We start from the raw sequence: 22924 nt of genomic DNA on the forward strand, positions 1-22924 counted from the left end.
CCCGGGACCTTCTCCATCGCGAAGAACCCACGCACACCGTGTGTCTCACCGCGGTATGTGATCACCGCCGGAACCCGCATCCCGGTGCGCGCCGCGGCCTCGAGCAACGCGACTTCACGCACGACGTCGTAGTCGCCGGTGATGCCGCTGACCGGTTGCCGCTTGACGGCGAAGGTGTCGGTGCGGCGGTCGTTGCCGCCCGCCCACTCCGCGGTGACCAGATAGGTCTCCCACGAATTGCCCTCTCCGCGCTGGTCGATGTCGGTCAACTGCAGGGATCCACCGGCGGACAGCGCAGCGTCCAGCGATGCGGTCAGCTCGGCGAAGAAATCGTCGTGCTCGGTCATAGGGGTGTCTGCCTCGGCCACGGTCGTCACGGAATGCCTCACTCGTGTGTCGGTCGTCAGAAGATGGTCGGATTCGGGCCACCGCCGTCGACGACGAGCTGCTGCCCGGTCACATACCCGGAGTCCGGGGAGACCAGGAACGCCACCGTGCCGGCGACGTCCTCGGGCCTGCACACGCGCCCGAACGGCGAGTCGGCGTCGAGATCACCGATGTCGGTTCCACGCGAGGCGGAGACCAGGCGCTTGCCCATATCGGTGGCGATGAGCCCGGGGGCGACGATGTTGGCGTGGATGCCGTAGCGGCGTTCCTCCCGCGCGAGGGTGCGCACGCACATCTCCATCGCGGCCTTCGCCATCGTGTACGGCGCGGAGTTCGGCGGTGCGGACAGTGTGGTGTTGGACGAGATCATGACGATGTCGCCGCGTCCCACCTCCCCCGCGGCCGCCTTGCGCATATCCGGCAGCACCTGCTGGATGAGCCCGATCGGACCGAACGCGTGCACCCGCATGAGCTGCAGATAGTCGACATACGGCGTCGACGCCACATCCTGACCGCGGCTGGCCGACCCGGCGTTGCTCACGATCAGATCGACCGGACCGAGATCGGACCGGATCGCCACCACCATGTCCGCGACGGCGGCCTCGTCGTCGATCGACGCGCAGTACGCCGCCGCGCGGCCTCCCGCTGCGACGATCTGCTCGACCACCTCGTCGGCGGCCGCCGCGTCGCGCCGGTAGTTCACGGCCACCGCGGCGCCGTCACGGGCCAGACGCAGTGCGACGGCTCGGCCGACGCCGCGCGAACCACCCGTGACGAGCGCGGTACGTCCGGCGAGCGGGCCTGCGTTCGATGTGCTGCTCATCGAGCCACCACCGCACGGCCGACCAGATCCTTCATCACTTCGTTCGCTCCTCCGTAGATTCGCTGGATGCGCGCGTCGCGCCAGATCCGAGCGATCGGGTACTCCTCCATGTAGCCGTAGCCGCCGAACAACTGCAGGCAGCGGTCGACCACATCCCACTGCAGTTCGGTGGCCTTGTACTTGGCGCCCGCGGCGTCGTCCGCGGTGAGGTCGCCGCGCCCGAGTGCTTCCACGCATCCGTCGACGTAGTGCTGGAGGACCTGGATGTCGGTGTGCATCTCCGCGATCGCCATGCGGACCGACTGCAGATCCGCCAGCGGTGCACCGAAAGCCACGCGGGACCGGACATGGTCGAGTGCGAGACTCAACGCGTGTGCGGCGGACGCGACCCCGGAGACCGCGATCGACAGTCGCTCACGCGGGAGGTTGGCGATGGCCGAGCCGAACCCGCGGCCGGGTTCACCGACGATGTTCGCGACGGGGACCCGGCAGTCGGTGAACACCAACTCCGCGGTGTCCTGGGCCTTACGACCGATCTTGTGCATCGGCCGGCCGCGTTCGAATCCGGGTGTTCCGGCTTCCACGGCGACGAACGACGTCCCGCGTCCGTCCCGCTCTCCCGTCCGCACCAGTACGATCGCCAGGTCGCAGGTGGCGCCGCTGGTTATGAACGTCTTGGTGCCGTTGATGATCAGATCGTCGCCGTCGCGGACCGCGCTCGTCCGGATCGACGCCAGATCCGAGCCGGCGCCGGGCTCGGTCATGCCGAGGGCCGTAACGCATTCGCCCCGAGTGAACTTCGGGAGCCAGCGCTGCTTCTGTTCATCGGTTGTGAGGTCGCGCAGATACGGGACGATGATGTCGTTCTGCATGCTGAAGGTGTCGCCGGCCATGCCGGAGCGCACCACTTCCTCGGTCATCACCGCGTTGTAGCGGAAGTCCGAGATTCCGAGGCCGCCGAACTCCGGATCGAATTCGAAACCGAGGAAACCGGATCCGGCCGCCGCGGTGATGAAATCCCGGTCGACGGTCCCGGCCTGCTCCCACTTGTCGACGTTCGGCACGGCCTCCCGGTCGAGCAACGCCCGGAACGCCGACCGGAACGCTTCGTGTTCCGCGGTGTAGAGGGATCTGCGCACGCCTCAGCCCTCCAGCAGCGACGCGGGCGGGGTGAACCGCGGCCCGTACTTGTCGGCGAGTTCCTGTGCACGGCGAACGAACGCCTCGGTGCCTCCGGGATATCCGGCGACGAACTGGCTGGTGCCGCCGGTCCAGGTCGGGAATCCGATACCCAGCAGCGACCCGACGTTCGCATCGGCGGTCGAGCGGAGGATTCCGTCCTCGTGGCAGCGGACCGTCTCGAGCACCTCGGCGAACAGCAGACGGTCGCGCAGGTCGGCCAGATCGGCACGTTCGCCGGTGACCGGGAAGCGCTCGGCCAGGCCCGGCCACAGTGCACCGCGCCGCCCCTCCGGGTACTCGTAGAAGCCGCCACCCGCCACCCGGCTGGGCCGGCCCAGTTCCTCGACCATCGCGGTGAGCACCGCGTCGCCCGGATGATCGGCGAGCTCGGCGCCCTGCTGCTCCGCGACCTCGCGGAACTGACCGCGGATCTTCAGCGGCAACGACAGGGTGAGCTCGTCGAGCAGCGCAAGGGTGCCGACGGGGTAGCCGGCCTGCAGCGACGCCTGCTCGATCGACTGCGGATCGACGCCCTCGCCGATCATCGCGGCGGCTTCCACGAGCCGCTGCAGGATGACCCGGCTGGTGAAGAAGCCACGTCCGTCTCCGACGACGATCGGGGTCTTGCGCATCTGCAACGCGATGTCGAAGGCCTTCGCGAGGGTCGCGTCGCTGGTCTTGTCACCGACGATGATCTCGATCAGTTCCATACGGTCGACCGGCGAGAAGAAGTGCAGGCCGATGAAGTCGTCGGGTCGCGGAAGTTCGCTCGCCAGTTCGGTGATGGGGAGGGTGGAGGTGTTCGAGGCGAGCACGGCTTCCGGGCCCACCACATCGAGGACCTCAGCGAAGACCTTCCGCTTGAGGTCCGGATCCTCGAACACTGCCTCGATCACCAGGTCGACGCCGGCGAGGTCGGCGACCGATGCGGTCGGTGTGATGAGGTTCAGGATCGCGTCGGCGTCCTCACGGGTGCGCTTGCCGGCCTCGACCTGTTTGCCCAGCACCTTGCGGGCATAGTCCTTGCCACGTTCCGCGGCTGCGATGTCGATGTCTTTGAGGGCCACCCGCATTCCCACGAGTGCACACGACAGGGCTACGCCGGCGCCCATCATGCCGGCACCGAGAACGGCGACGAAGTTCGCGCGGTGGACGGGGAAACCTTCCGGGCGGCTCGCGCCGGACTTGATGGTCTGCTTGTCGAAGAAGGTGCCCTGGATGATGTTCTTGGAGATCGGTCCGATGGCCAGTTCGACGAAATACCGGGTCTCGACCGCGGATGCGGTATCGAAATCGACCTGCGTGCTCTCGACGGCCGCGGCCAGGATGTTGGCGGCAGCAGGCATCGGCGCGCCCTTGTGGCGGGTGCGCAGCACGGCACTGCGCAACGGCAGAACCGCCTCGATCTCGGGGGTGTACGCGGTGCCGCCGGGAATGGGCTCACCTCGGTCCCATGGCTGGGAGGCACCGGGATTGGCCGAGATCCATTCCGTTGCAGCCGCAATCAGGGAGTCGGCGTCGGGGACGATGCGGTCGATCAGTCCGAGGTCAAGCGCGTCCTGGGCGCGGTAGGCGGTACCGGGCAGCAGGACCTTGTCGAGCGCGACGTCCAGACCGAGCAGGCGCACGGTGCGCACGACCCCACCGCCACCGGGCAGCAGACCGAGGGTGACCTCGGGAAGCCCGATCCGCAGCGCCGGAGAATCCACGGCGATGCGATGGTGGCACGCGAGCGCGATCTCGTAGCCCCCGCCGAGTGCGCTGCCGCCGAGTGCGGCAACCACAGGGACACCGAGCGTCTCCAGCCGGCGCAGCATGGCCTTCGCACGGTCGGCGAATACGGTGAGTTCCCCGGCCTGTTCGGGCGTCGTCGCGACCAGGTCGCCGAGATCGCCACCGGCGAAGAACGTCTTCTTCGCGGAGGTGAGGATCACGCCGGTCAGGTCGGGTCCGAGGGCGGCGAGCCGGTCGAGGGCCGCGGACAGGGACGCGGACCACGCCGCGGTCATCGTGTTGACCGACTGTGTGGGGTCGTCGAAGGTCAGGACGACGACGCCGGATTCGGTCTGTTCCCAGGTGATGGTCTCGGTGATGGTGTCTGTGGTGGTCACGGCGCTGGCTTCGCTCATGGTGCGGTCACGTTTCTCTCGGTGCGATGTCTGTTGGGGGAAATGTCGGTCATGTGCACTCACACCCGCTCGACGATCGTCGCGATGCCCATGCCGCCGCCGACGCACAGCGTCACCAGTCCGCGGCGCAGATCACGACGCTCGAGTTCGTCGACCATCGTCGAGATCAGCATCGCGCCGGTCGCGCCGAGCGGATGCCCCATGGCGATCGCGCCCCCGTTGACGTTGACCTTCTCGTGCGGAAGACCGAGGTCTCGCATGAAGCGAAGGACGACCGAGGAGAACGCCTCGTTGATCTCGAACAGGTCGATGTCGTCGACGCTCAGGCCGGCGACCTCGAGGGCCTTGCGGCTGGCGGGGGCCGGGCCGGTCAGCATGATCGTCGGGTCGGATCCGCTCACCGCACCCGCAACGATGCGGGCACGTGGCGTCAGGCCGAGTTCGGTGCCGACCTGTTCGTTTCCGAGTGCGACGAGCGCGGCGCCGTCGACGATGCCCGACGAGTTGCCGCCGTTGTGCATGTGCTCGATCCGCTCGACCCAGTGGTACTTCTGCAGCGCCACCGCGTCGAAGCCGGCTGCGCCGAGCCCCGCGAACGCGGGCTTGATCCTGCTGAGCGACTCGAGGGTCGTGCCCCGGCGGATGTGCTCGTCGTGGTCGAGAACGGTCTGTCCGTTCCGGTCGAGCACCGGCACGATCGAGCGAGCGAATCGGCCCTCGTCCCAGGCGGTTGCGGCGCGGCGCTGTGATTCGACGGCGAACGCGTCGACGTCCTCACGGGTGAAACCCTCGAGGGTCGCGATGAGGTCGGCACCGATGCCCTGCGGAACGAACCCGGTGGTCAGGTTGGTCTCCGGATCGTTCGCCCATGCACCGCCGTCCGATCCCATCGGAATACGGGACATGCTTTCGACACCGCCGGCGAGGACCAGCGACTCCCACCCCGACGCCACCTTCTGGGACGCGGTGTTGACGGCCTCGAGACCGGACGCGCAGAAGCGGTTCATCTGCATACCGGCCACGGTCTCGGGCAGGCCGGCGGCCATCGCCGCGGTACGCGCGATGTCGGCTCCCTGATCACGCAACGGTCCGACCACGCCGAGGATCAGATCGTCCACGCGCTTGGGGTCGAGGCTCGGGTTGCGGTCCTGAAGCGCCTGCAGCAGACCGACGACCAGAGAGATGGGCTTGACGCCGTGCAGGGCTCCGCCTCGTCCACGACCTCGCGGGGTGCGGAAGGCGTCGTACACGTACACGTCATGGGGCATTTCGAATCCTGTTCTCGAGGTGGTGCGCGGTCGCGTCGGAAGGGGTCCGGACGTCAGGCGCGCGATGCTGCGGCGTCCGCGGTCGTCCAGTACGCGTCGCGGAGCGATTTCTTGTAGAGCTTGCCGGTGGGCAGCCTGGGAATCTCGTCGGTGAAGTCGAACGATTTGGGGCACTTGAACTTCGCGAGATTCGCCCGGCAGAACTCACTCAGCTCGGCCGCCAGGTCGGAATCGGCCTGCGCCGGATCGACGGCCTGGATCACGGCCTTGACGGCCTCGCCGAAGTCCTCGTCCGGGACGCCGAAGACGGCGGCGTCCATGACCTTCGGGTGGGTGACGAGCAGATTCTCGATCTCCTGGGGATAGATGTTAACCCCGCCGGAGATGATGACGAACGCCTGACGGTCGGTGAGGTAGAGGAATCCGTCCTCGTCGAGGTAGCCGATGTCGCCGATCCTGGACATCGTGCCGGTGGGATCCTTGGCCTCGGCCGTCTTGCCGGGGTCGTTGAAATATTCGAAACCGCTGCCCTCGCCGCGGAACCAGATGTTGCCGGCGACGCCGGGTGGGCACTCGTTGCCCTCGTCGTCGAGGATCACCGGTTCGCCCATGAACGGTCTGCCGACGGTTCCCTTGTGCGCCAGCCATTCTTCGGGGGTGCATCCGCACATGCCGTTGGCCTCGGTGCCGCCGTAGTACTCGTAGATCACCGGGCCCCACCAGTCGAGCATGGCCTCTTTCACCGCGGCGGGGCAGGGAGCGGCTCCATGCACCACGACTTCGAGCGACGAGACGTCGTGGTTGCGCTTGTCCTCGGGCAGCTTGAGCATCCGGGAGAACATCGTCGGAACGACCATCGAGTGTGTGATGCGGTGCTGCTCCACGAGTTCGAGGTACTGCTCGGCGTCGAACTTCTCCATCACGACGATTGTCGCCCCCAGACGCAGGCCGATCGCGACCGTCGACTGCGGACCCGAGTGGTACAGCGGGGCCGGTGAGAGGAACCGCATCCCCTCACGCAGATGGAACAGCTTGCGGCCGAAATCCTCTATCGCCAGGATTTCGCCAGGATGCGCGTCGGGCAGAGCGCGTTTGATCGCCTTGGGGCGACCCGTCGTTCCGGACGAGTAGAACATCGGCGTACCGTGCCGCTCGTTCTCGCCGGGTTCCGTCCCGAAACCGGCGACGGCGGCACTGTAGGACTCGTACGGTCCCGTCAGCGCAATCGAGCCCGGATCGGCGTCGACCATGAGCCAGCGAGTCACCCTCGGGCACAGCTCGGGAAAGTCTCGGGCAACAGTCGCTTTCGCCGCCGTAGTGAGGACGAGCCGGGACTGGGAGTCGTCGATGATGTACGCGGCCTCGGACGCCGACAGGAACGAATTGACCGGGGTGTAGAACAACCCCGAGCGCTCTGCTGCGGACATCGCCACGATCATCTCTATGTTGTTCTCCATGAACAACGCGATGTGATCGCCCGGACCGAGCCCCTCGGAGCGGAACAGCGCGGCCAGACGATTGGCGCGTGCATCGAGGTCTGCGTAGGTCAGAACCTCACCGCGGGGGGCCATGATGATCGCCGGTCGGTCGGGATGTTCGATGGCATAGCGCCCGGGGTACATAACGGGACTCCTATCGGACGGTCGAATGAGGGACGAGGTGGCGCAGTGTGTTCAGGCGCGGATGGGACGCAGGAACTCCGCGACCGCCCAGCCGCCGTGACCACCGGCCAGATCGACGGTCATCTGAGCCATCCGGACGGCGCGGCCCTCGGTTCGCTGGGTGACCGGTACGAAATGCCGAATCGCCCCGTCGACGACGATCGTCGGTAGTCCTTCTGCGGTGATGATGCCGACATGTCGTCCGTTGTAAGTGGATTCGCCCGCGTAGTCGGTGTGCACCGTGTAGTCGGTGATCGGGTGCGCCACACCGTCGGTCGTGAGCACCGCGCCGGCGGACACCCGGATCCCGGACTTCTCGTATTCACCGTACGCACTGAACGCGGTGCCGTCGGCCAGCCAGCCGGCCAGCCACTCACCGGTGTACGACGCCCACTCCCGCGGACCCCACGAGTGGTCGCGGAACGAGGTGACCTTGTCGAGCACCCAGGTGCGGCTGCCGACCCGGATGGTGCCCGAAAGGTGTCCGAACTGTTCGTAGTGGTCGCTGGCGATGACGGAACTTCCCGGTGTGCAGTCGCCGTCACCGTCGCTGTTGATGACGAACATCGGGCTCGAAGCCTCGTAGGACAGCGAGATCTCGCATTCCTCCGACGGCGCATTCTTGAGCGCGATGCGGCCGTTCTCCGCCATCAACGACGGATGAACCACGCGTGCAACGGTATTGCGATAGGTAATCTCGGCGGTCCGTGTGGGTTCCTTGATCGTGATCTCCAGGCCCTGACCGGAGAAGCCGTCGTTCGTCTCGCACGGGGTCCGCCCCGCCCGGAACGCGATGGCTCCGCCGGGCAGAGTCAGCTGCACCGAAGTCTCGCTGTACCCGAGGTTCGGCCGGTTCCCGATCCGCACGAGTCCACCGAGTTGCGAGATGGGGTCGACGAAGTTGAAGTAGACGCTCTCGTTGAAATTGGGGATGCCGGCGAAATCGTGCGTACCCTCCGCATCGGCGCCGTACTTGCACACGGTGAACGGTTCGGTCGTCATAGCACTCCTCAGGTCGATCAGCTTCGAGTTCAGAATTTTTCGGCCGGTGACGGATCCAGCGGCGGGAAGACCGCCGGTCGACGTTCGAGGAACGACAGGATCCCTTCCCGCGCATCTTCCGACTCGACTCGGCCGGCGTAGGTCCGGGATTCGTCCGCCGCCGCCGGACCCGGATGTGCGTGCTGCCAACCCGAGGCGAGGAGCCGCTTGGACAGAGCAACCGAGGTCGGAGACGTCTCGTGGACGAACTGGTCCGCGTACGCCCGGGCCGCCGACATCACCTGATCCGCGGGCACCACCCGAGTGAGATACCCGGCCTCGTACCCCTCGGCGGCGTCGAAGACCCTGCCGGACAGGATCCAGTCGGTCGCGCGCCCGACCCCGACGAGTCGAGGCAGGAACCACGACGACGCGCCCTCGGGGACCACTCCCCGACGGGTGAACACGAATCCGAATCGGGCGTCCTCGCTGGCGATACGAACATCCATCGCCGCGGCGATCGTCGCACCACCCCCGATCGCGTGCCCGTTGAGAGCCGCGATCACGGGCTTTTGCATCGCGAAGAGCCGTTCACTGATTCGTCCCGCGGGTTCGCGGTAACCGGTGGGAGTGTGCCCGTCGGTGTCCTCGACCAGCGCCCGGGAAAGAGTTTCCGGACCGTCCAGGGCCGCACCGACGGAAAACGCGTCGCCGGCGCCGGTGACGATCACGGCCCGCACCCGGGGGTCGCGGTCGGCGCGATCGAGGATGCGCAGCAGGTCGACCAGCATCCGCACGCGCATCCCGTTGCGGCGCTCGGGGGCATCGAGGGTCACGACGGCCACGCCGTCGGACACCTCGTAGCGCACGTCCTCGTAGCTCACGTCCTCGTGCACGGACATGTCCGTCACAGCCCTCCGCCGCAGACCAGGACCTGGCCGGTGATGTAGCTCGATTCGGGGCTGCACAGCAGGTAGACGGCGCCGGCGGCCTCTTCGACCGTGCCTGCCCGTCCGAGGGCGATCTGCTTGGTGGCCGCGTCCATCACGGCGGGATCGACACCGACCTTGATGTCGCGGTCCTCGACCTTGATGGTCTTCTCCTCTGTGGTCACCGACGTCAGCCGAGTGCTGATCACGCCGTACGCGATCGCGTTGGAGGTGACGTTGTACCGGCCCCACTCCTTGGCGATCGTCTTCGTCAGGCCGACCATGCCGGCCTTCGCCGACGAATAGTTCGCCTGCCCCGGATTGCCCTGCAGTCCGGAAGTGGAGGAAATGTTCACGACCTTCCGGCACGGCACGAATCCGGCCTCGCGCTCGCGCTTCACCGCGGCGCTGATGATCGGCTGGGCTGCGCGCAGGATCCGGAACGGGGCAGTGAGATGCACGTCGACGATGTCCGCCCACTGCTGGTCGGTCATCTTCTGGATTACGTTGTCCCAGGTGTAGCCGGCGTTGTTGACGATGATGTCGATTCCGCCGAAGTTGTCGACTGCCGCGGAGACGAAGCGATCGGCGAAGGCAGGGTCGGTGACGCTACCGACGCACGCGACGGCCTGTCCGCCGAGAGCTTCGATCTCGGCAACTACTTCCTTGGCGGGTTCGGCATCGAGATCGTTGACCACGACCCGGGCACCCTCGGATGCAAGTTTCACGGCGACGGCGCGCCCGATGCCACGGCCCGATCCGGAGACCAGTGCCACTTTGCCCTGCAGTTTCTGGACGCTCACGTGCTTCCTCCTGAGATGTTTGCGTCGAGCGCTCGGCCGCCGGTCGCGGCGGCGTCGTTACGCCGAGAATCATGTTGTGACCCCAGTCACTGGGGTGAATACTAACTTCACTACCGTTGCGCGTCAATGGGGACTTTTAACTGGGTTTTTAGGATGATTGTTAGTCATGAATATGTATAGTCGTTGTGAGCTGGACCCACGAAAGACCACTTCGAACGAAAGGCAGGCCCCATGAGGAACGTCTGCATCAGCGGCGTCGGAATGATGCCGTTCACCAAACCCGGCAAAAGCGAGACATACGACCGGATGGGCGCCGCGGCAGCAGCAGCGGCGCTGAAGGACGCCGGTCTCGAATACACCGACGTACAGCAAGCTTTCGTCGGTTACGTCTACGGCGACTCGACGTCGGGGCAGAATGCTCTCTACGACATCGGAATGACCGGCATCCCGGTCGTCAACGTCAACAACAACTGCTCGACCGGGTCGAGCGCCCTGTGGCTCGCACGCCAGGCCGTAGCGTCGGGATCGGCGGAATGCGTTCTCGCTCTGGGCTTCGAGCAGATGCAACCCGGAGCCCTGGTCAACGCGTACGGCGATCGTCCGAGCCCTACCGCACGCGGCGAGAACATCGCCGCATCGATGCCCGGGGGCGACGAGAACGCCCCCATGGCCGCGAAGATGTTCGGTGGCGCCGGCCTCGAATACATGGTGCGCTACGGCGTCTCCGCCGAGGTGTTCGGCCGCGTGTCGGTCAAGGCGCGGTCGCACGCAGCCCGCAACCCGCTCGCCGTGTTCCGCGATCCGATCGACCTCGACACGGTGATGTCCTCGAAGCACATCTGGGGACCGCTGACTCTCCTGATGTGCTGCCCGCCCACCAACGGCGCGGCCGCGGCCATCGTGTGCAGCGAAGAGTTCGCCCGCGCCCACGGGTTGGACGCAAGCATCCGCATCCGGGCACAGTCGATGGTCACCGACCTGGCCGGCACGTTCGACACCACCGACATGATGAAGGTCGCGGGATACGACATGACGGCCAAGGCCTCGGCCGAGGTGTACGAACAGTCCGGCGTCGATCCGCTGGACATCCCGGTCGTCGAACTGCACGACTGCTTCAGCACCAACGAGGTGATCACGTACGAGGGCCTCGGGCTCACGCCTGAGGGGACCGCGGAGAAATTCGTGCTCGACGGAGACAACACCTATGGCGGGCGAGTCGTGACGAACCCCTCCGGCGGTCTTCTCTCCAAGGGACATCCCCTCGGCGCCACCGGATTGGCGCAATGCGCCGAACTGGTGTGGCACCTGCGCGGGCAAGCCGGTGCACGACAGGTCGAAGGAGCACGAATCGCCTTGCAGCACAACCTCGGTCTCGGCGGTGCCTGCGTCGTCACCATGTACGAGAAGGTGGACTGATGTCACTCGACCACGCAATCCTCGATCGCACGGTTCCTCCGATCATCACCGACGTCGAACGGGGCCGGATCCGGCAGTTCGCCATCGCGATCGGCGAGGAGAACCCGATCTACCGTGATCGTGATGCCGCCGTCGCCGCCGGCCACCCGGACGTACTCGCACCCCCCACCTTCCTGTTCGGCCTCGAACTGGAGAACTCGAACGTCTTCGCCGATCTCGCGGCCCACGGAGTGGATCTCGGCAACGTCCTTCACGGTGAGCAGCGGTTCCGCTACTTCGCCGACGTCCACGCCGGCGACCGATTGCTGTTCGAGTCCTCCTACGTCGACGCCTACTCCAAAGCCGGCGGCGCGCTCGACTTCCTGGTACGCCGCACCACCGTGACCCGGGAAGGCACCGTGGTGGCCGAACTCGAGAGCGTGAGCGTCATCAAGAACCCCGGGAGTAAACCGTGAACCCACCCACCTCCACCGTCACCGAATCCGTGCCGGAATTGCGTCCGGGCGCCATCTCCCGCGCAACCCTGGCGTTGTTCGCCGGTGCCTCCGGCGACCACAATCCGATCCACATCGACATCGACTCGGCCAAAGCCTCCGGAGTAGAGGACGTGTTCACCCACGGCATGTTGTCGATGGCCTATCTGGGACGGCTGCTCACCAACTGGATACCCCAGAGCCGCATCCTGGAACTGTCCGCACGCTTCACCGCCATCACCCCGGTCCGTGCCGAGCCCGTCCTGACCGCCGAAATCAAGGAGATTGTCACGGTCGACGGCAAACAGCGCGCCCACCTGGACCTGAGCGTGGTACTCGCCGACGGAACCCGAACCCTGACAGGCACCGCGGTGGTGGCGTGGCCGGATCGCGATCCACTCGGGAATGCGACACTGGTTCCATGATCGAGCCAAGCGGGAAGAACTGAGATGTCACGATCGACAGCGGCACACACTGACGTCGAAGGGGGCGCGCCTCCGTTATCCACGCGAGGAAGTGCTCGAACGGAGCAGATTGCGCGGGCCGCCGCCCGCCTCTTCCAAGAAATGGGATATCAGAACGTCAGCATCGATCAGATCGGCGCAGCCGTCGGTCTGACCGGTCCCGCTGTGTACCGGCATTTCAAAGGCAAGCACGGCATTCTCGTGCACGCTCTGCTGAGCCAGGTTCGACTCGTCGACGAACTCAGCGCCCGCGCGGACGAGAAGGGCGTGAGTGCGCAGCAACAGCTGGACCTGTTCCTCGAAGGACTCGCAGATCTCACGGCAAATGGTGATGAGGCGACGTTGTGGCGGCGCGAGCAGCGGCATCTCGAGGCCGCCGAGCGCGAGGTCTTTCGTGGTCATTTTGCTGCGAATCAAGACCGCATTGCAGCCAAGATCATGGCGGCGGACCCCTCCGTCGATGCACATAAGGCAGAATTGCTCGGCTTCGCGATCCTGGCGGTCTACTCGAATACTCCCGACATCCGCGGCAATCTTTCGCCGGAACGGTTGATCGAGATCCAATCGGCGCTGGCCAAGTCGATCCTCGGCTGTAACCTGCCCGATCCCGACTCCGGCGCCGTCCCGGCGCCACGTCCCGTCCCCCGTCAGCCTGCCGGACGCCGCGAGCGGATTATCGATGCCTCGGCCGAGTTGTTCGACGAGCGCGGGTTCTACGACGTGCGCATCGACGACATCGCCAAGGCCTCGGAAATGTCGGTCGCGACGTTATATCAGCACGTGACCGGCAAGGCTCAGGTGCTCCGCGCGGTGCTGGAGCGGGGAGCGGAGGGCCTTCTCTACGTGACCGCCGACGCCCTCGCGCTGGCTACAACACCGGACGACGTGCTCGATGCATTGATCCGCACGTACGTCCGTCAGGCGCTCGGTATCCACGGACGGATCATGCACATCCTCTCCACCGACCTGCTGTACCTGTCCGACGAAGAGCAATCCGCACTCCGTGAGACCCAACGCGAGTACGTCGCCGAATGGATCGCTGCCGTTTGTGCACTCTCTGACGAGCTGACCACCTCCGACGCACGCGCTCTCACGCAGGCCGTAATCGGTGTCGTTACCGACGTGTCGCAAACACCCCGACTCCGGGAACGACCGGGACTCGCCGAAGAACTCACAGTCCTCGCGCGGGCAATGGTTCTGCCCCCGAGCCTCGTTCCGCGATAGCCACCATCCGAACCCTTCGAGAAGGGCCACAAATCTGATGACCGAAACTGAACCGCGCAGTGCGATCGTGGTAGGCGGCGCCTCCGGCATCGGTGCTGCGATCGCGCGGGCACTCGCCGTCGACGGAGCGACCGTCACTGTGGCGGACCGAAATATCGACCAGGCAAGAGAACTCGCCTCCGAACTCGGCCCCGACCACGACGCCGCACAGGTCGACGTCACCGACGAGAGCTCGATCCGAGAATTGTTCGAATCGGTACTCTCAACACGCGGCCGAGTCGACATCGCCGTGAACAGTGCCGGCATCAGCGTCGCCGGAGCCATCACGGAACTCCCCGTCGAGAAATTTCGTCTCGTTGTCGACGTATGCCTCACCGGCGCGTTCCTCGTCGTCAAGCACGCAGGGCGCGTGATGAGCGAGGGCGGTGTCATCATCTCACTGTCGTCGCTCAACGCCCGGCAGCCCGGAACCGGTATGAGCGCGTACTGTTCGGCGAAGGCCGGGCTGGCCATGCTCACCGAGGTTGCTGCACTCGAATTGGCTCCCCGCAGAATTCGTGTCAACGCGATCGCACCAGGGATCGTGATGACGCCGCTGACCAGCCCGTCCATGAGCGTTCCCGGGCTCGAGGACGACTACCTCGACAACACCCCGCTCGGCCGATCCGGTACACCCGAGGAGATCGCCGACGCCGCCGTCTACATGACCCACGCGTCGTGGCTCACGGGCGAGAGTCTCGATTTGAACGGCGGTGCGCACCTGGTGAAATACCCGGACCTGCTGGGCCATTTCCGACGCGCCACCGCCTGACACCGCCATCCGTCTGCTTTCCACCGCCGCGCACACCGTGCGCGGCGGTGGTTCCGGGCTTTCGCGTCCTTCGGTCGTGCGCCGCCCTCCGGCCCTGTTGCGCACAGTCCAGAATCGAACAATCCCATAGTTGCCACTAACATTCGCTCTCCATAAAACCGTTGCGTCGACGCTTCCGCACGGCACGTTTTCCTCCCCTCCGGAAAGTGGAAGCTCGCTCAATTCCTCCATTCACCAGGGTATTCAGCCCGTCCCTGACGGTTTCGCGAGTATATTTCCACCCACGCCCAAAAGAACGATCCACTTCGGTCATTGACGATTGATCCGCAACATGCCACGATATGAGCGTTCACCGATGTGCCCCTCGTCACATTCCCCGAGGCGGGCCGCCCTCCGGATCATCCCCGGATCGGTCGAACCACATACAGCTCTGATGTGCGTCGCTACACGAAATCCGGCCTTGACGCCCACCAATCTTCCGCCGTCACCGAAGGAGCACACATGACAACCCAGCAAGCAGCAGAAGTGCTCGGCAACGCAGCCGACACACCGGAAACGGACGGCGCTCCCACCTTTCCGTTCGGCCGCACGTGCCCGTTCGCGCCGAACGACAAGTACGCGTCCTTCAGCGACGACAACCTGAAGAAGGTCGACTTCAAGGGCACCGAGGGATGGCTCGTCACCGGGTACAACAACGTGCGCACGGTCCTCGCCGATCCCCGCATGAGCGTGCGCGGCATCGACGACTCCTCCCGAGGCGATGACGGTGACCAGGCAGTTCCCGGTTTCTTCGTCGCGATGGACCCACCACAGCACGACGATCTGCGCAGGATCCTGGCGAAGGAGTTCACACCGCGCCGCATGGCAGCCATGCGCCCGACGATCGAGCGGATCGCCAACGAGCTCATCGACGAGATCCTCGAGTCCACCGAACCCGTCGACATCGTCGACGCGCTCGCGCTGCCGCTGCCGTCGCTGGTCATCTGCGAGCTGCTCGGCGTGCCCTACGACAAGCACGACTTCTTCCAGGAACGCACCCGTGCCGTCCTCGCCGCGGACAGCACTCCAGAGCAGATCGGTGCGGCCATCGGTGATGTCATGACCTACCTGGCCGAGCTGGTGACCATCAAACAGACCACCCCCGGCGACGACCTGGTCAGCCTGCTGGTCAAGCACATCGAATCGGGCGACCTCAGCATCATCGACGTCGCAGGCATGTCCACCTTCCTGCTCATGGCCGGCCATGAGACGACCGGAAACATGATCGGCCTGGGACTCTTCGCGTTGCTCGAGCATCCGGACCAGCTCGCCGAGCTGCGAGAGGACCCGGAACTGATGCCGCAGGCCGTCGAGGAACTGCTGCGCCACCTCGACATCATCGGAAGCCTCCCTCGGACCGCGACCGAGGACATCGAGATCGACGGTCAGCGGATCGCCAAGGGCCAACTCCTGATGTTTTCGACCGAAGCGGGCAACCGCGACCCGTCGGTGTTCGACGAACCGGACCGCCTCGACTTCCATCGAGACGCCAGCCGGCACCTGACCTTCGGGCACGGAATCCACACGTGCCTGGGAGCACCGCTGGCGCGCGTCGAACTGCAGGTCGTGTTTTCCCTTCTGCTCGAACGTATCCCGACCATGCGCCTGGCCGTCCCCGCAGCAGATATCGGGCTCAAGAACGATGCCCGAATCTTCGGCATCCACGAACTCCCCATCACGTGGGACCGACCGTAAGAAAAATTACGAAACCCGACGGAAAGGAGGAGCCGACCGTGGCAACCCCCCATTCGCGCGACGATGCCGAGATCGATGTCATCGTCGAAAGTGCCGAGGCAGTGGCCACCGGCGTCAAAGCGCTCGTCCTGCGACCGGTGACCGGCGCGACGCTCCCCACGTGGACGCCCGGATCGCACATCGACGTCCTCCTTCCCTCGGGTTCGGTCCGCCAGTACTCGCTGTGCGGCGATTTGTCGGATCGTGACGCGTGGCGGGTCGCCGTGCTCAGGGAACCGCCGGAGAGAGGCCGAGGCGGATCCGAATATATCCACACCGCTCTCCATGCAGGGTCGAAGCTTCGAGTGGGCGCTCCTCGAAACAACTTTCCACTCGTCGCGTCGAATCGATACCTGTTCGTCGCCGGCGGCATCGGGATCACCCCCATCCTCCCGATGATCGCGCAAGCCGAGAAACAGGGCGCCGACTGGCGGCTCGTCTACGGTGGCCGGAACGTCGATTCGATGGCATTCCGCGGCGAACTCACGCGGTACGGCGACCGGGTCGAGGTTTTTCCGGAGGATCGCACCGGCCCAATCGACCTGGACCGTGCACTCGGCGCCCCGAGGTCCGACACCGCGGTGTACTGCTGCGGTCCGTCCGGACTTCTGAAGGCGGTGGAAAAGAGTTGCGCTTCATGGCCGGCAGGTTCCTTGCACACGGAACGGTTCGGTCCGTGTGCACCGCAACCGGCAACGAGCGACACTGCCTTCGAAGTCGTTCTCGCCAAACAGAACCGCACGTTCGTCGTACCACCGGGCGAGACGATCCTCCGAACACTCGAATCGAACGACGTCGACGTCCCGTCGTCGTGCCAGCAAGGAATGTGCGGTCGCTGCGAGCAAACCATGCTCGAGGGAACTCCCGACCACCGGGACGAAATCCTCACTCCCGAAGAACGAGCCACGGGCGAATACATCTTGATCTGTGTATCCAGGTGCCACAGCGATCGCCTGGTGCTGGACTTGTGAACCCCCGTCCGAAATCCGAAAAAACCGAAATCTGTCAGGAGAGAACAATGGGTCGTGTAGAGGGAAAGATTGCGATCGTCACCGGGGCAACCAGTGTCGAGCCCGGAGGACTCAACATCGGTGGCGCCACCGCTACAGAACTGGCAGCCGAGGGCGCGCGCGTAGTCCTGGCCGACATCAACGTCGAAGGAGCCGAACGTCTCGCGAAAATCCTCAACGACCGCCACGGCGACAAAACTGCGCTGGCGGTCGGCATCGACCTGCGGCACGAAGAGCAGATCGAGCGACTCGTGCAACGCACGGTCGATTACTTCGGTGCGCCCGACATCGTCGTCAACAACGCGGGCATCTTCCCCGGCGACGACGGTGATGTCGCGACGATGGCCATCGAGGTGTGGGACAACGTCATGGCTGTCAACGTCCGGGCGGCCATGCTGCTCACCAAGCACGCACTGCCCTACCTGCGCAAGAACTCCGGCACGATCGTGAACACCTCGTCCACCCACGCATTTGCGGGCGACAGCAGCCTTACCGGCTACGGCGCCACCAAGGCTGCGCTCATTGCGCTGACGAAGTTCACCGCAACCCAGTACGGGAAGGAAGGGGTGCGCTGCAACGCGATCTGCCCGGGTACCACCACGACTCCCCCTGCGCAGGCACTGCCTCAGGAGATCAAGGACATCTATATCGCACACACGATGCGCCCGACGCTCAACGGCCCGACCGAACTCGGCAAGGTCTTTCTGTTCCTCGCCTCGGACGACTCGCGCGGCATCAACGGTGAAGTGATCCGCGTCGACGGAGGTCTTCTTGCACATCAGCCGTTCGTCGCGGACATGCACAGGTTTGGGATGACGACATCATCTGCTCAATGATCTTGATTTGAAGTTATCGGAGGCATCGGCTATCGGCGAACCGCTCTGCGCCCCCGACTCCATCGAGGAGGCGCAGAGCGTGAGCAGGACGGAGCCAGTCAGGATCGAGTGACAGGACAACCTGGACCTCGCCTCCCTCGTCGCGGTACGCGACTGCAAGGCCCTGGCGGTGCGATATCGACGAGGGGAGTTGAGACGTTTTTCGGTGAGTGCGGGCACGGTGTGGAAATGGTCGTAGACCCAGAGAGGATCCCAGCGACCCTGATCAGCACGCAACGCGAAATCTCGCATCACCAACCGCATACGCCCCGAGAAGGAAGCCCCGGCACCCCTTCTCTGCCGACGCGAGGTTTCAGGCCGGTCAGGCCGCTCATGCGCTCGCTTCGTCGGCGGATGCGCCGTGTGCGAATCGATTGCCCGCGTCCGCGAGTCCGTAGTGTCCACGCAGGGTCGTCGCCGTGTACTCCGTCCGGAACAGGCCGCGGGACTGCAGGATCGGCACCACCCGGTCCACGAAGTCGTCCAGCCCTCCGGGCAGGTACGGCGGCATGATGTTGAAGCCGTCCGCAGCGCCCTGTTCGAACCACGTCTGCAACTCGTCTGCCACCTGCTCCGGGGTGCCCGCGAAAGTACGGTGTCCACGCCCCCCGCCGAGCAGCCCGATCAGCTGCCGGACCGTGAGCGAACCGTCGCCGGCCAGGTCCTTCACCAGCTGGTAGCGGCTCTTGTTGCCCTGGATCTCGTCCAGCGGCGGCAACGGCGGAAGCGGCGCATCGAGGGAATGCCTGGTGAGGTCGACACCCAGCATGGTGGAGAGCTGACGCAACGAGTACTCGGGTGAGATGAGGTCGGTGAACGACTGCTCGAGCGCCTCCGCCTCCTCCTTCGTGTCCGCGATGAACGGCACGATACCGGGCAGCACCTTCAGGTCGTCGGCGCTGCGGCCGTGTTTGACGACGCGGGCCTTCAGGTCCCGGTAGAACGCCTGCCCCTGCTCCAGCGTGCGCTGCGCGGTGAACACCGCCTCCGCGTACCGGGCGGCGAACTCCTTGCCGCTCTCCGACGAACCGGCCTGCACCAGCAGGGGCCGGCCCTGCGGTGAGCGCGGCGAGTTGAGCGGCCCCCGCACCTGGAACCGTGGTCCGTCGTGGTCGATGGTGTGGACCTTGCCGGGATCAGCGAAGACACCCGACTCGGCGTCCAGCACCACGGCCCCGTCCTCCCAGCTGTCCCAGAGCGAAAGGGTGACGTCGACGAACTCCTCTGCGCGCTCGTAACGTCCGCTGTGCGCGGGAATTCCGTCGATGCCGAAGTTCGCGGCCTCGTCCGCCCCCGCCGACGTCACGATGTTCCAGCCGGCCCGCCCACCACTGATGTGGTCGAGCGAGGTGAACTTGCGCGCGAGGTTGTACGGGTCGCTGTAACTGGTGGACGCGGTGGCGATCAAGCCGACGCGTTCGGTGGCGACAGCGATCGCGGACAGCAACGTGACGGGCTCGAAGATGGCCTGGGTGTTGTGCTTTATCCGCGGTCCGACTGCGAGGCCGTCGGCGAAGAACACCGAGTCCAGCTTGCCGCGTTCCGCGATCCGGCCCAGCTCCTGGAAGTGCCCCACGTCCAGAACCCGGTGGGCCACGGTACGTGGATGCCGCCATGCCGCCTCGTGATGGCCTACGCCCATGAGGAATGCGTTGAGATGAAACTGCTTGGAAACCTGAGACATTCGAATTTCTTTCTGAGAAGTCGCTAGACGCGCCAGCGGGACAGCCTGCGTTCGATCAGGACGAGAATTGCGTTGAGCGTGAGACCGAGGACCGAGATGGCGACGATGCCCGCATACATGTTCGGGATCTGGAAATTGAGCTGCGAGGCGGTGATCAGGTACCCGAGACCTGCCTTGGCGCCCACCATTTCGGCGGCGATCAGGACGAGTATGGAGGAGGCGGCCGCCATGCGGATGCCGGTGAAGATCGTGGGGACAGCCGCAGGCAGCACCACCTTCTGGAACAGCCGCAGTGGTGGGAGACCCAGCGATGCAGCCGACTTGATCAGGAGCGGATCCACGGTGCGCACACCGGAGATCGTGTTGAGAAGAACAGGGAATGTGCATGCGTAGATCACCAGTGCGATCTTCGATTCCTCACCGATGCCGAGGATCAGGATGAACACGGGGAGCAACGCGAGCGCCGCTGTGTTGCGGAAGAGTTCGAGGATCGGGTTGAGGAAATCCGAGACCGGCCGATACCAGGCGATTGCGATGCCCAGCGGAATCGCGATCACCAGGGCAACGACGAATCCGACCAGGGCCCGCGTGAGGCTGGCCGACACGTGTTGCCAGAGTTCGCCGCTCGATACCAGTTCGAAGAGTGCTGCGACCACCGTGCTGAACGGCGGCAGGAAGATCTCGTCCACGAGACCCACCCTCGGGGCGATCTCCCACAGGGCGAGGAAGGCCGCGATCGCTACGGACGGTTTGAGGAGTCGCCACAGGATCGGGCCGGCGACGGCACCGACGCGGACTGCGATACCTGGCTCCCGCGCTCCGATCCCCGGTGACTGGACCCGTGTCGCGGGCGGATCGACGGCGACGGGCGCTTCCGGCGCCGCGAGTGCACTAGACATGTGCTGCCTCCTTCTCGATGACCTGTGCACGCTCCACTTCGCCGTGCAGGAGCGTCCAGATCCGGTGCCGGTAGTGCCGGAACTGTTCGTTGGATCGGACGTCTTCACCCGTGCGGTCGATGTCGATGTCGACGAACGTCTTCACCCGGCCCGGGCGCGACGTCAGGACGGCGACCCGCTGTCCCAGGTAGATGGCCTCGTCGATGCCGTGAGTGATGAAGAGGATGGTCTTGCCCGTGGCCTTCCAGATCCGCAGAAGTTCGTCCTGGAGGGACTCGCGGGTCTGGGCGTCGAGCGCGGCGAAGGGCTCGTCCATCAACAGCACCTCGGGATCGAACGCGAGACTTCTCGCGATCGCCACGCGCTGCTTCATGCCGCCGGAAAGTTCGTGCGGGTACCGGTCACCGAATCCGGTGAGTCCCACGAGCTCGAGGTAATGCTCCGACAGTGCGCGGCGCTCCTTCTTGGGCAGGCCCTTCGCCTCGAGTCCGAACTCGATGTTGTGCCGGGCGGTGCGCCACGGGAGCAGCGCGTACTGCTGGAAAACGATGCCGCGGTCCAATCCGGGTCCGGTCACAGGGTTTCCGTCCAGCAGGATTCGCCCGGACGTCGGAGTGCTCAACCCGCCCAGAAGATCGAGCAGTGTGGACTTGCCGCAACCGCTGGGGCCGACGAGAACCAGGAACTCACCTTCCGCCATATCGATATCGATGTTCTCGACGGCGGTGAATTTCTCCCGGGACCCGCGCACGTCGAACTGTTTGGTCACGTGCTCGAGGCGGAGTTTGGGTTGATTTCGCTCGGTGTTCGGGACTGTGATGCTCATTTCTGTCCTTCCAGAGCTTGACCGTCGGCGCCGCTGTCGGCCGAGTACGTCCCGTTGGCGTACGGGTTGAATTCGTTGGTGTAGACGTCGGCCGGGGTGAGCTTGCCGTCCTCGAGCTCGCCGTTGCGGGTCAGCCAGTCGATCCAGGTCTGAATTTCCTGGTCGGTGATCACACCACCGGGCCCCGCGACTCCGGGACTCTTCCAATAGTCGACGAGTTCGGTGTTCTCGTTGCGGCCGCGTTTGCCGATGATCTCCTTGAAGCGCGCGACCACGTCGTCGCGCGGCGTGGTCTGCGTCCAGCGGATTGCACGGGCCGTGCCCTGCACGAAGTCGGCCACCGCATCCTTGTTCTTCGCGATGAAGTCGTCACGGAAGAGGATCGAACCGTAGGTGAACGCACCGAAGATCGATTCGTCGGTGAACAGCGGACGCAATCCGCCTTTTTCGATCGCCTTGTCACGGAACACACTTCCCAGGGTTCCGACGTCCACCTGGCCTTGCCGAAGGGCCTGCTCCGTGTTCACCGGTGGAACCACGGTGAGCTCGACCTGCTTGATCTCCTCGTTACTCAGACCCTCCCGAGCGAGCCACTCCCGAACGAGGAATTCGTGGTGCGCTCCGAGTGTGTTCATAGCGACCTTCTTGCCGATCAGATCGCGTCCGGTGCGGATCGGACTGTCCTCGAGCACGTAGTACCCGTTGTACGACAACTGGTCGGACCCGTAGTACCCGAGCACGGAGGTGACCGGTGTTCCTGCCGCAACGAGCTTGAGCACGGCTCCGTTGAACGCACCACCGAAGTCGGTCTCACCGGTGGCCGCGTTCTGGATGCTCTGCGGCCCACTGGTGTTGTCACCGATCCAGTCGAGCTCGACCTTGTCGAAGTAGCCGAGGTCGGCCGCGAGCTCGGGGAACGTCACCTGGCCGGTGGTCCCCTCGTAGCGCACGATTGTCTTACCGTCCTCCGTCGTGGCCGTGTCCGAGGAACTCGAGCACGCGGCGGCAACACTGGTGACGGTCAAGAAGACGGCAACAGCCGACAGGGCCCGCGTGAAACGTGGACGAATCATCAAAGTTTTCCTTGTGTGAGTTCAGAACCCGGCGCAGTGACGAAGAAGCCGGAGGACCGAGCGGCCGCGACGGCGTGCGAAACCGGTCAGAGGATGAGAAGTGCGCAGAAAAGCCAGGTCAGCGACAACAGCTGGAACGCTGAAACATGGTGAACCCCCTGGATGGATGCAGTGGGACAACCATACGTCCGCACCGGACACCAGGGTCAATGGTTACGAACAGGGACGATTTT

20 protein-coding genes and 1 pseudogene are annotated in these 22924 nt (G+C 65.2%); 8 read left to right on the forward strand and 13 right to left on the reverse strand.

Annotation, left to right across the window (positions count from 1 at the left end):
• The 9 genes and pseudogenes from WAW17_RS32255 to WAW17_RS32295 all read right to left on the reverse strand — a co-directional run.
• Nucleotides 1–377 (reverse strand): annotated as a pseudogene (locus tag WAW17_RS32255) (phosphotransferase family protein); the annotation flags it as partial.
• Between the two features lie 26 nt (nucleotides 378–403).
• Nucleotides 404–1210: an SDR family NAD(P)-dependent oxidoreductase gene (locus WAW17_RS32260; RefSeq protein WP_422336894.1), complete on the reverse strand. Its 807-nt coding sequence runs from the start codon at nucleotides 1208–1210 to the stop codon at nucleotides 404–406.
• A complete protein-coding gene (locus WAW17_RS32265; protein ID WP_422336895.1) occupies nucleotides 1207–2349 on the reverse strand; it encodes an acyl-CoA dehydrogenase family protein in 1143 nt (380 codons plus the stop codon). Before WAW17_RS32265 ends, WAW17_RS32260 begins: the two co-directional genes overlap by 4 nt.
• A 3-nt stretch (nucleotides 2350–2352) precedes the next feature.
• A complete protein-coding gene (locus WAW17_RS32270; protein WP_422336896.1) occupies nucleotides 2353–4521 on the reverse strand; it encodes a 3-hydroxyacyl-CoA dehydrogenase NAD-binding domain-containing protein in 2169 nt (722 codons plus the stop codon).
• A 59-nt stretch (nucleotides 4522–4580) separates the two neighbouring features.
• A complete protein-coding gene (locus WAW17_RS32275; RefSeq protein WP_422336897.1) occupies nucleotides 4581–5789 on the reverse strand; it encodes an acetyl-CoA C-acetyltransferase in 1209 nt (402 codons plus the stop codon).
• A 53-nt stretch (nucleotides 5790–5842) separates the two neighbouring features.
• The gene (locus WAW17_RS32280) at nucleotides 5843–7411 is read right to left on the reverse strand and encodes an AMP-binding protein (RefSeq protein WP_422336898.1); all 1569 of its coding nucleotides are present in this window, start codon (nucleotides 7409–7411) and stop codon (nucleotides 5843–5845) included.
• A 51-nt stretch (nucleotides 7412–7462) separates the two neighbouring features.
• Nucleotides 7463–8452 carry a DUF7065 domain-containing protein gene (locus WAW17_RS32285; protein WP_422336899.1) on the reverse strand — a complete coding sequence of 330 codons (990 nt, stop codon included), beginning with the start codon at nucleotides 8450–8452 and terminating at the stop codon, nucleotides 7463–7465.
• A 29-nt stretch (nucleotides 8453–8481) separates the two neighbouring features.
• Nucleotides 8482–9333, reverse strand: a complete 852-nt coding sequence (locus WAW17_RS32290; protein WP_422336920.1) for an enoyl-CoA hydratase-related protein — start codon at nucleotides 9331–9333, stop codon at nucleotides 8482–8484.
• 5 nt (nucleotides 9334–9338) lie between these two features.
• On the reverse strand, nucleotides 9339–10163 hold the full coding sequence (locus WAW17_RS32295; protein WP_422336900.1) for an SDR family NAD(P)-dependent oxidoreductase: 825 nt from the start codon (nucleotides 10161–10163) through the stop codon (nucleotides 9339–9341).
• A 231-nt stretch (nucleotides 10164–10394) separates the two neighbouring features.
• Between WAW17_RS32295 and WAW17_RS32300 the strand changes: the two genes are divergently transcribed.
• The 8 genes from WAW17_RS32300 to WAW17_RS32335 all read left to right on the forward strand — a co-directional run bounded on the left by WAW17_RS32300 (nucleotide 10395) and on the right by WAW17_RS32335 (nucleotide 18170).
• Complete coding sequence (locus WAW17_RS32300; RefSeq protein ID WP_422336901.1) at nucleotides 10395–11579, forward strand: lipid-transfer protein; 1185 nt, start codon at nucleotides 10395–10397, stop codon at nucleotides 11577–11579.
• The gene (locus WAW17_RS32305; protein ID WP_422336902.1) at nucleotides 11579–12034 is read left to right on the forward strand and encodes a MaoC family dehydratase N-terminal domain-containing protein; all 456 of its coding nucleotides are present in this window, start codon (nucleotides 11579–11581) and stop codon (nucleotides 12032–12034) included. Before WAW17_RS32300 ends, WAW17_RS32305 begins: the two co-directional genes overlap by 1 nt.
• Complete coding sequence (locus tag WAW17_RS32310) at nucleotides 12031–12477, forward strand: MaoC/PaaZ C-terminal domain-containing protein (protein WP_422336903.1); 447 nt, start codon at nucleotides 12031–12033, stop codon at nucleotides 12475–12477. Before WAW17_RS32305 ends, WAW17_RS32310 begins: the two co-directional genes overlap by 4 nt.
• Nucleotides 12478–12501: 24 nt before the next feature.
• Nucleotides 12502–13740, forward strand: coding sequence for a TetR/AcrR family transcriptional regulator (locus tag WAW17_RS32315; RefSeq protein ID WP_422336904.1), 1239 nt, complete (start codon nucleotides 12502–12504; stop codon nucleotides 13738–13740).
• Nucleotides 13741–13777: 37 nt separating this feature from the next.
• Nucleotides 13778–14551 carry an SDR family NAD(P)-dependent oxidoreductase gene (locus tag WAW17_RS32320; protein WP_422336905.1) on the forward strand — a complete coding sequence of 258 codons (774 nt, stop codon included), beginning with the start codon at nucleotides 13778–13780 and terminating at the stop codon, nucleotides 14549–14551.
• A gap of 501 nt (nucleotides 14552–15052) precedes the next feature.
• Nucleotides 15053–16285 carry a cytochrome P450 gene (locus tag WAW17_RS32325; RefSeq protein ID WP_422336906.1) on the forward strand — a complete coding sequence of 411 codons (1233 nt, stop codon included), beginning with the start codon at nucleotides 15053–15055 and terminating at the stop codon, nucleotides 16283–16285.
• A 38-nt stretch (nucleotides 16286–16323) separates the two neighbouring features.
• Entirely contained in the window at nucleotides 16324–17295 is a 972-nt protein-coding gene (locus WAW17_RS32330) for a PDR/VanB family oxidoreductase (protein WP_422336907.1), read from the forward strand.
• Between the two features lie 47 nt (nucleotides 17296–17342).
• Entirely contained in the window at nucleotides 17343–18170 is an 828-nt protein-coding gene (locus WAW17_RS32335) for an SDR family NAD(P)-dependent oxidoreductase (RefSeq protein ID WP_422336908.1), read from the forward strand.
• Between the two features lie 370 nt (nucleotides 18171–18540).
• Here the strand turns inward: WAW17_RS32335 and WAW17_RS32340 are convergent, their stop codons facing one another.
• Genes WAW17_RS32340 through WAW17_RS32355 form a run of 4 tightly spaced genes read right to left on the reverse strand, consistent with a single transcriptional unit; the run spans nucleotide 18541 to nucleotide 22691 of the window.
• Nucleotides 18541–19893 (reverse strand): LLM class flavin-dependent oxidoreductase, encoded by a 1353-nt coding sequence (locus WAW17_RS32340; RefSeq protein ID WP_422336909.1) that lies wholly within the window; start codon nucleotides 19891–19893, stop codon nucleotides 18541–18543.
• 23 nt (nucleotides 19894–19916) lie between these two features.
• The gene (locus tag WAW17_RS32345; RefSeq protein WP_422336910.1) at nucleotides 19917–20792 is read right to left on the reverse strand and encodes an ABC transporter permease; all 876 of its coding nucleotides are present in this window, start codon (nucleotides 20790–20792) and stop codon (nucleotides 19917–19919) included.
• Complete coding sequence (locus WAW17_RS32350; protein WP_422336911.1) at nucleotides 20785–21618, reverse strand: ABC transporter ATP-binding protein; 834 nt, start codon at nucleotides 21616–21618, stop codon at nucleotides 20785–20787. Before WAW17_RS32350 ends, WAW17_RS32345 begins: the two co-directional genes overlap by 8 nt.
• Entirely contained in the window at nucleotides 21615–22691 is a 1077-nt protein-coding gene (locus tag WAW17_RS32355; protein WP_422336912.1) for an ABC transporter substrate-binding protein, read from the reverse strand. The genes WAW17_RS32350 and WAW17_RS32355 overlap by 4 nt, the downstream gene beginning before the upstream one ends.
• Nucleotides 22692–22924 lie beyond the last annotated feature (233 nt).

It is taken from the genome of Rhodococcus sp. (in: high G+C Gram-positive bacteria) (genome assembly GCF_049286785.1).
In the GTDB taxonomy this organism is placed as follows: domain Bacteria; phylum Actinomycetota; class Actinomycetes; order Mycobacteriales; family Mycobacteriaceae; genus Rhodococcus_F.

Coding starts and splice junctions, on each gene's coding strand:
- WAW17_RS32260 (WP_422336894.1), bottom strand. CDS start 1,210: ATGAGCAGCACATCGAACGCAGGCCCGCTCGCCGGACGTACCGCGCTC.
- WAW17_RS32270 (WP_422336896.1), bottom strand. CDS start 4,521: ATGAGCGAAGCCAGCGCCGTGACCACCACAGACACCATCACCGAGACC.
- WAW17_RS32275 (WP_422336897.1), bottom strand. CDS start 5,789: ATGCCCCATGACGTGTACGTGTACGACGCCTTCCGCACCCCGCGAGGT.
- WAW17_RS32280 (WP_422336898.1), bottom strand. CDS start 7,411: ATGTACCCCGGGCGCTATGCCATCGAACATCCCGACCGACCGGCGATC.
- WAW17_RS32285 (WP_422336899.1), bottom strand. CDS start 8,452: ATGACGACCGAACCGTTCACCGTGTGCAAGTACGGCGCCGATGCGGAG.
- WAW17_RS32290 (WP_422336920.1), bottom strand. CDS start 9,333: ATGTCCGTGCACGAGGACGTGAGCTACGAGGACGTGCGCTACGAGGTG.
- WAW17_RS32300 (WP_422336901.1), top strand. CDS start 10,395: ATGAGGAACGTCTGCATCAGCGGCGTCGGAATGATGCCGTTCACCAAA.
- WAW17_RS32305 (WP_422336902.1), top strand. CDS start 11,579: ATGTCACTCGACCACGCAATCCTCGATCGCACGGTTCCTCCGATCATC.
- WAW17_RS32315 (WP_422336904.1), top strand. CDS start 12,502: ATGTCACGATCGACAGCGGCACACACTGACGTCGAAGGGGGCGCGCCT.
- WAW17_RS32320 (WP_422336905.1), top strand. CDS start 13,778: ATGACCGAAACTGAACCGCGCAGTGCGATCGTGGTAGGCGGCGCCTCC.
- WAW17_RS32325 (WP_422336906.1), top strand. CDS start 15,053: ATGACAACCCAGCAAGCAGCAGAAGTGCTCGGCAACGCAGCCGACACA.
- WAW17_RS32335 (WP_422336908.1), top strand. CDS start 17,343: ATGGGTCGTGTAGAGGGAAAGATTGCGATCGTCACCGGGGCAACCAGT.
- WAW17_RS32340 (WP_422336909.1), bottom strand. CDS start 19,893: ATGTCTCAGGTTTCCAAGCAGTTTCATCTCAACGCATTCCTCATGGGC.
- WAW17_RS32345 (WP_422336910.1), bottom strand. CDS start 20,792: ATGTCTAGTGCACTCGCGGCGCCGGAAGCGCCCGTCGCCGTCGATCCG.
- WAW17_RS32350 (WP_422336911.1), bottom strand. CDS start 21,618: ATGAGCATCACAGTCCCGAACACCGAGCGAAATCAACCCAAACTCCGC.
- WAW17_RS32355 (WP_422336912.1), bottom strand. CDS start 22,691: ATGATTCGTCCACGTTTCACGCGGGCCCTGTCGGCTGTTGCCGTCTTC.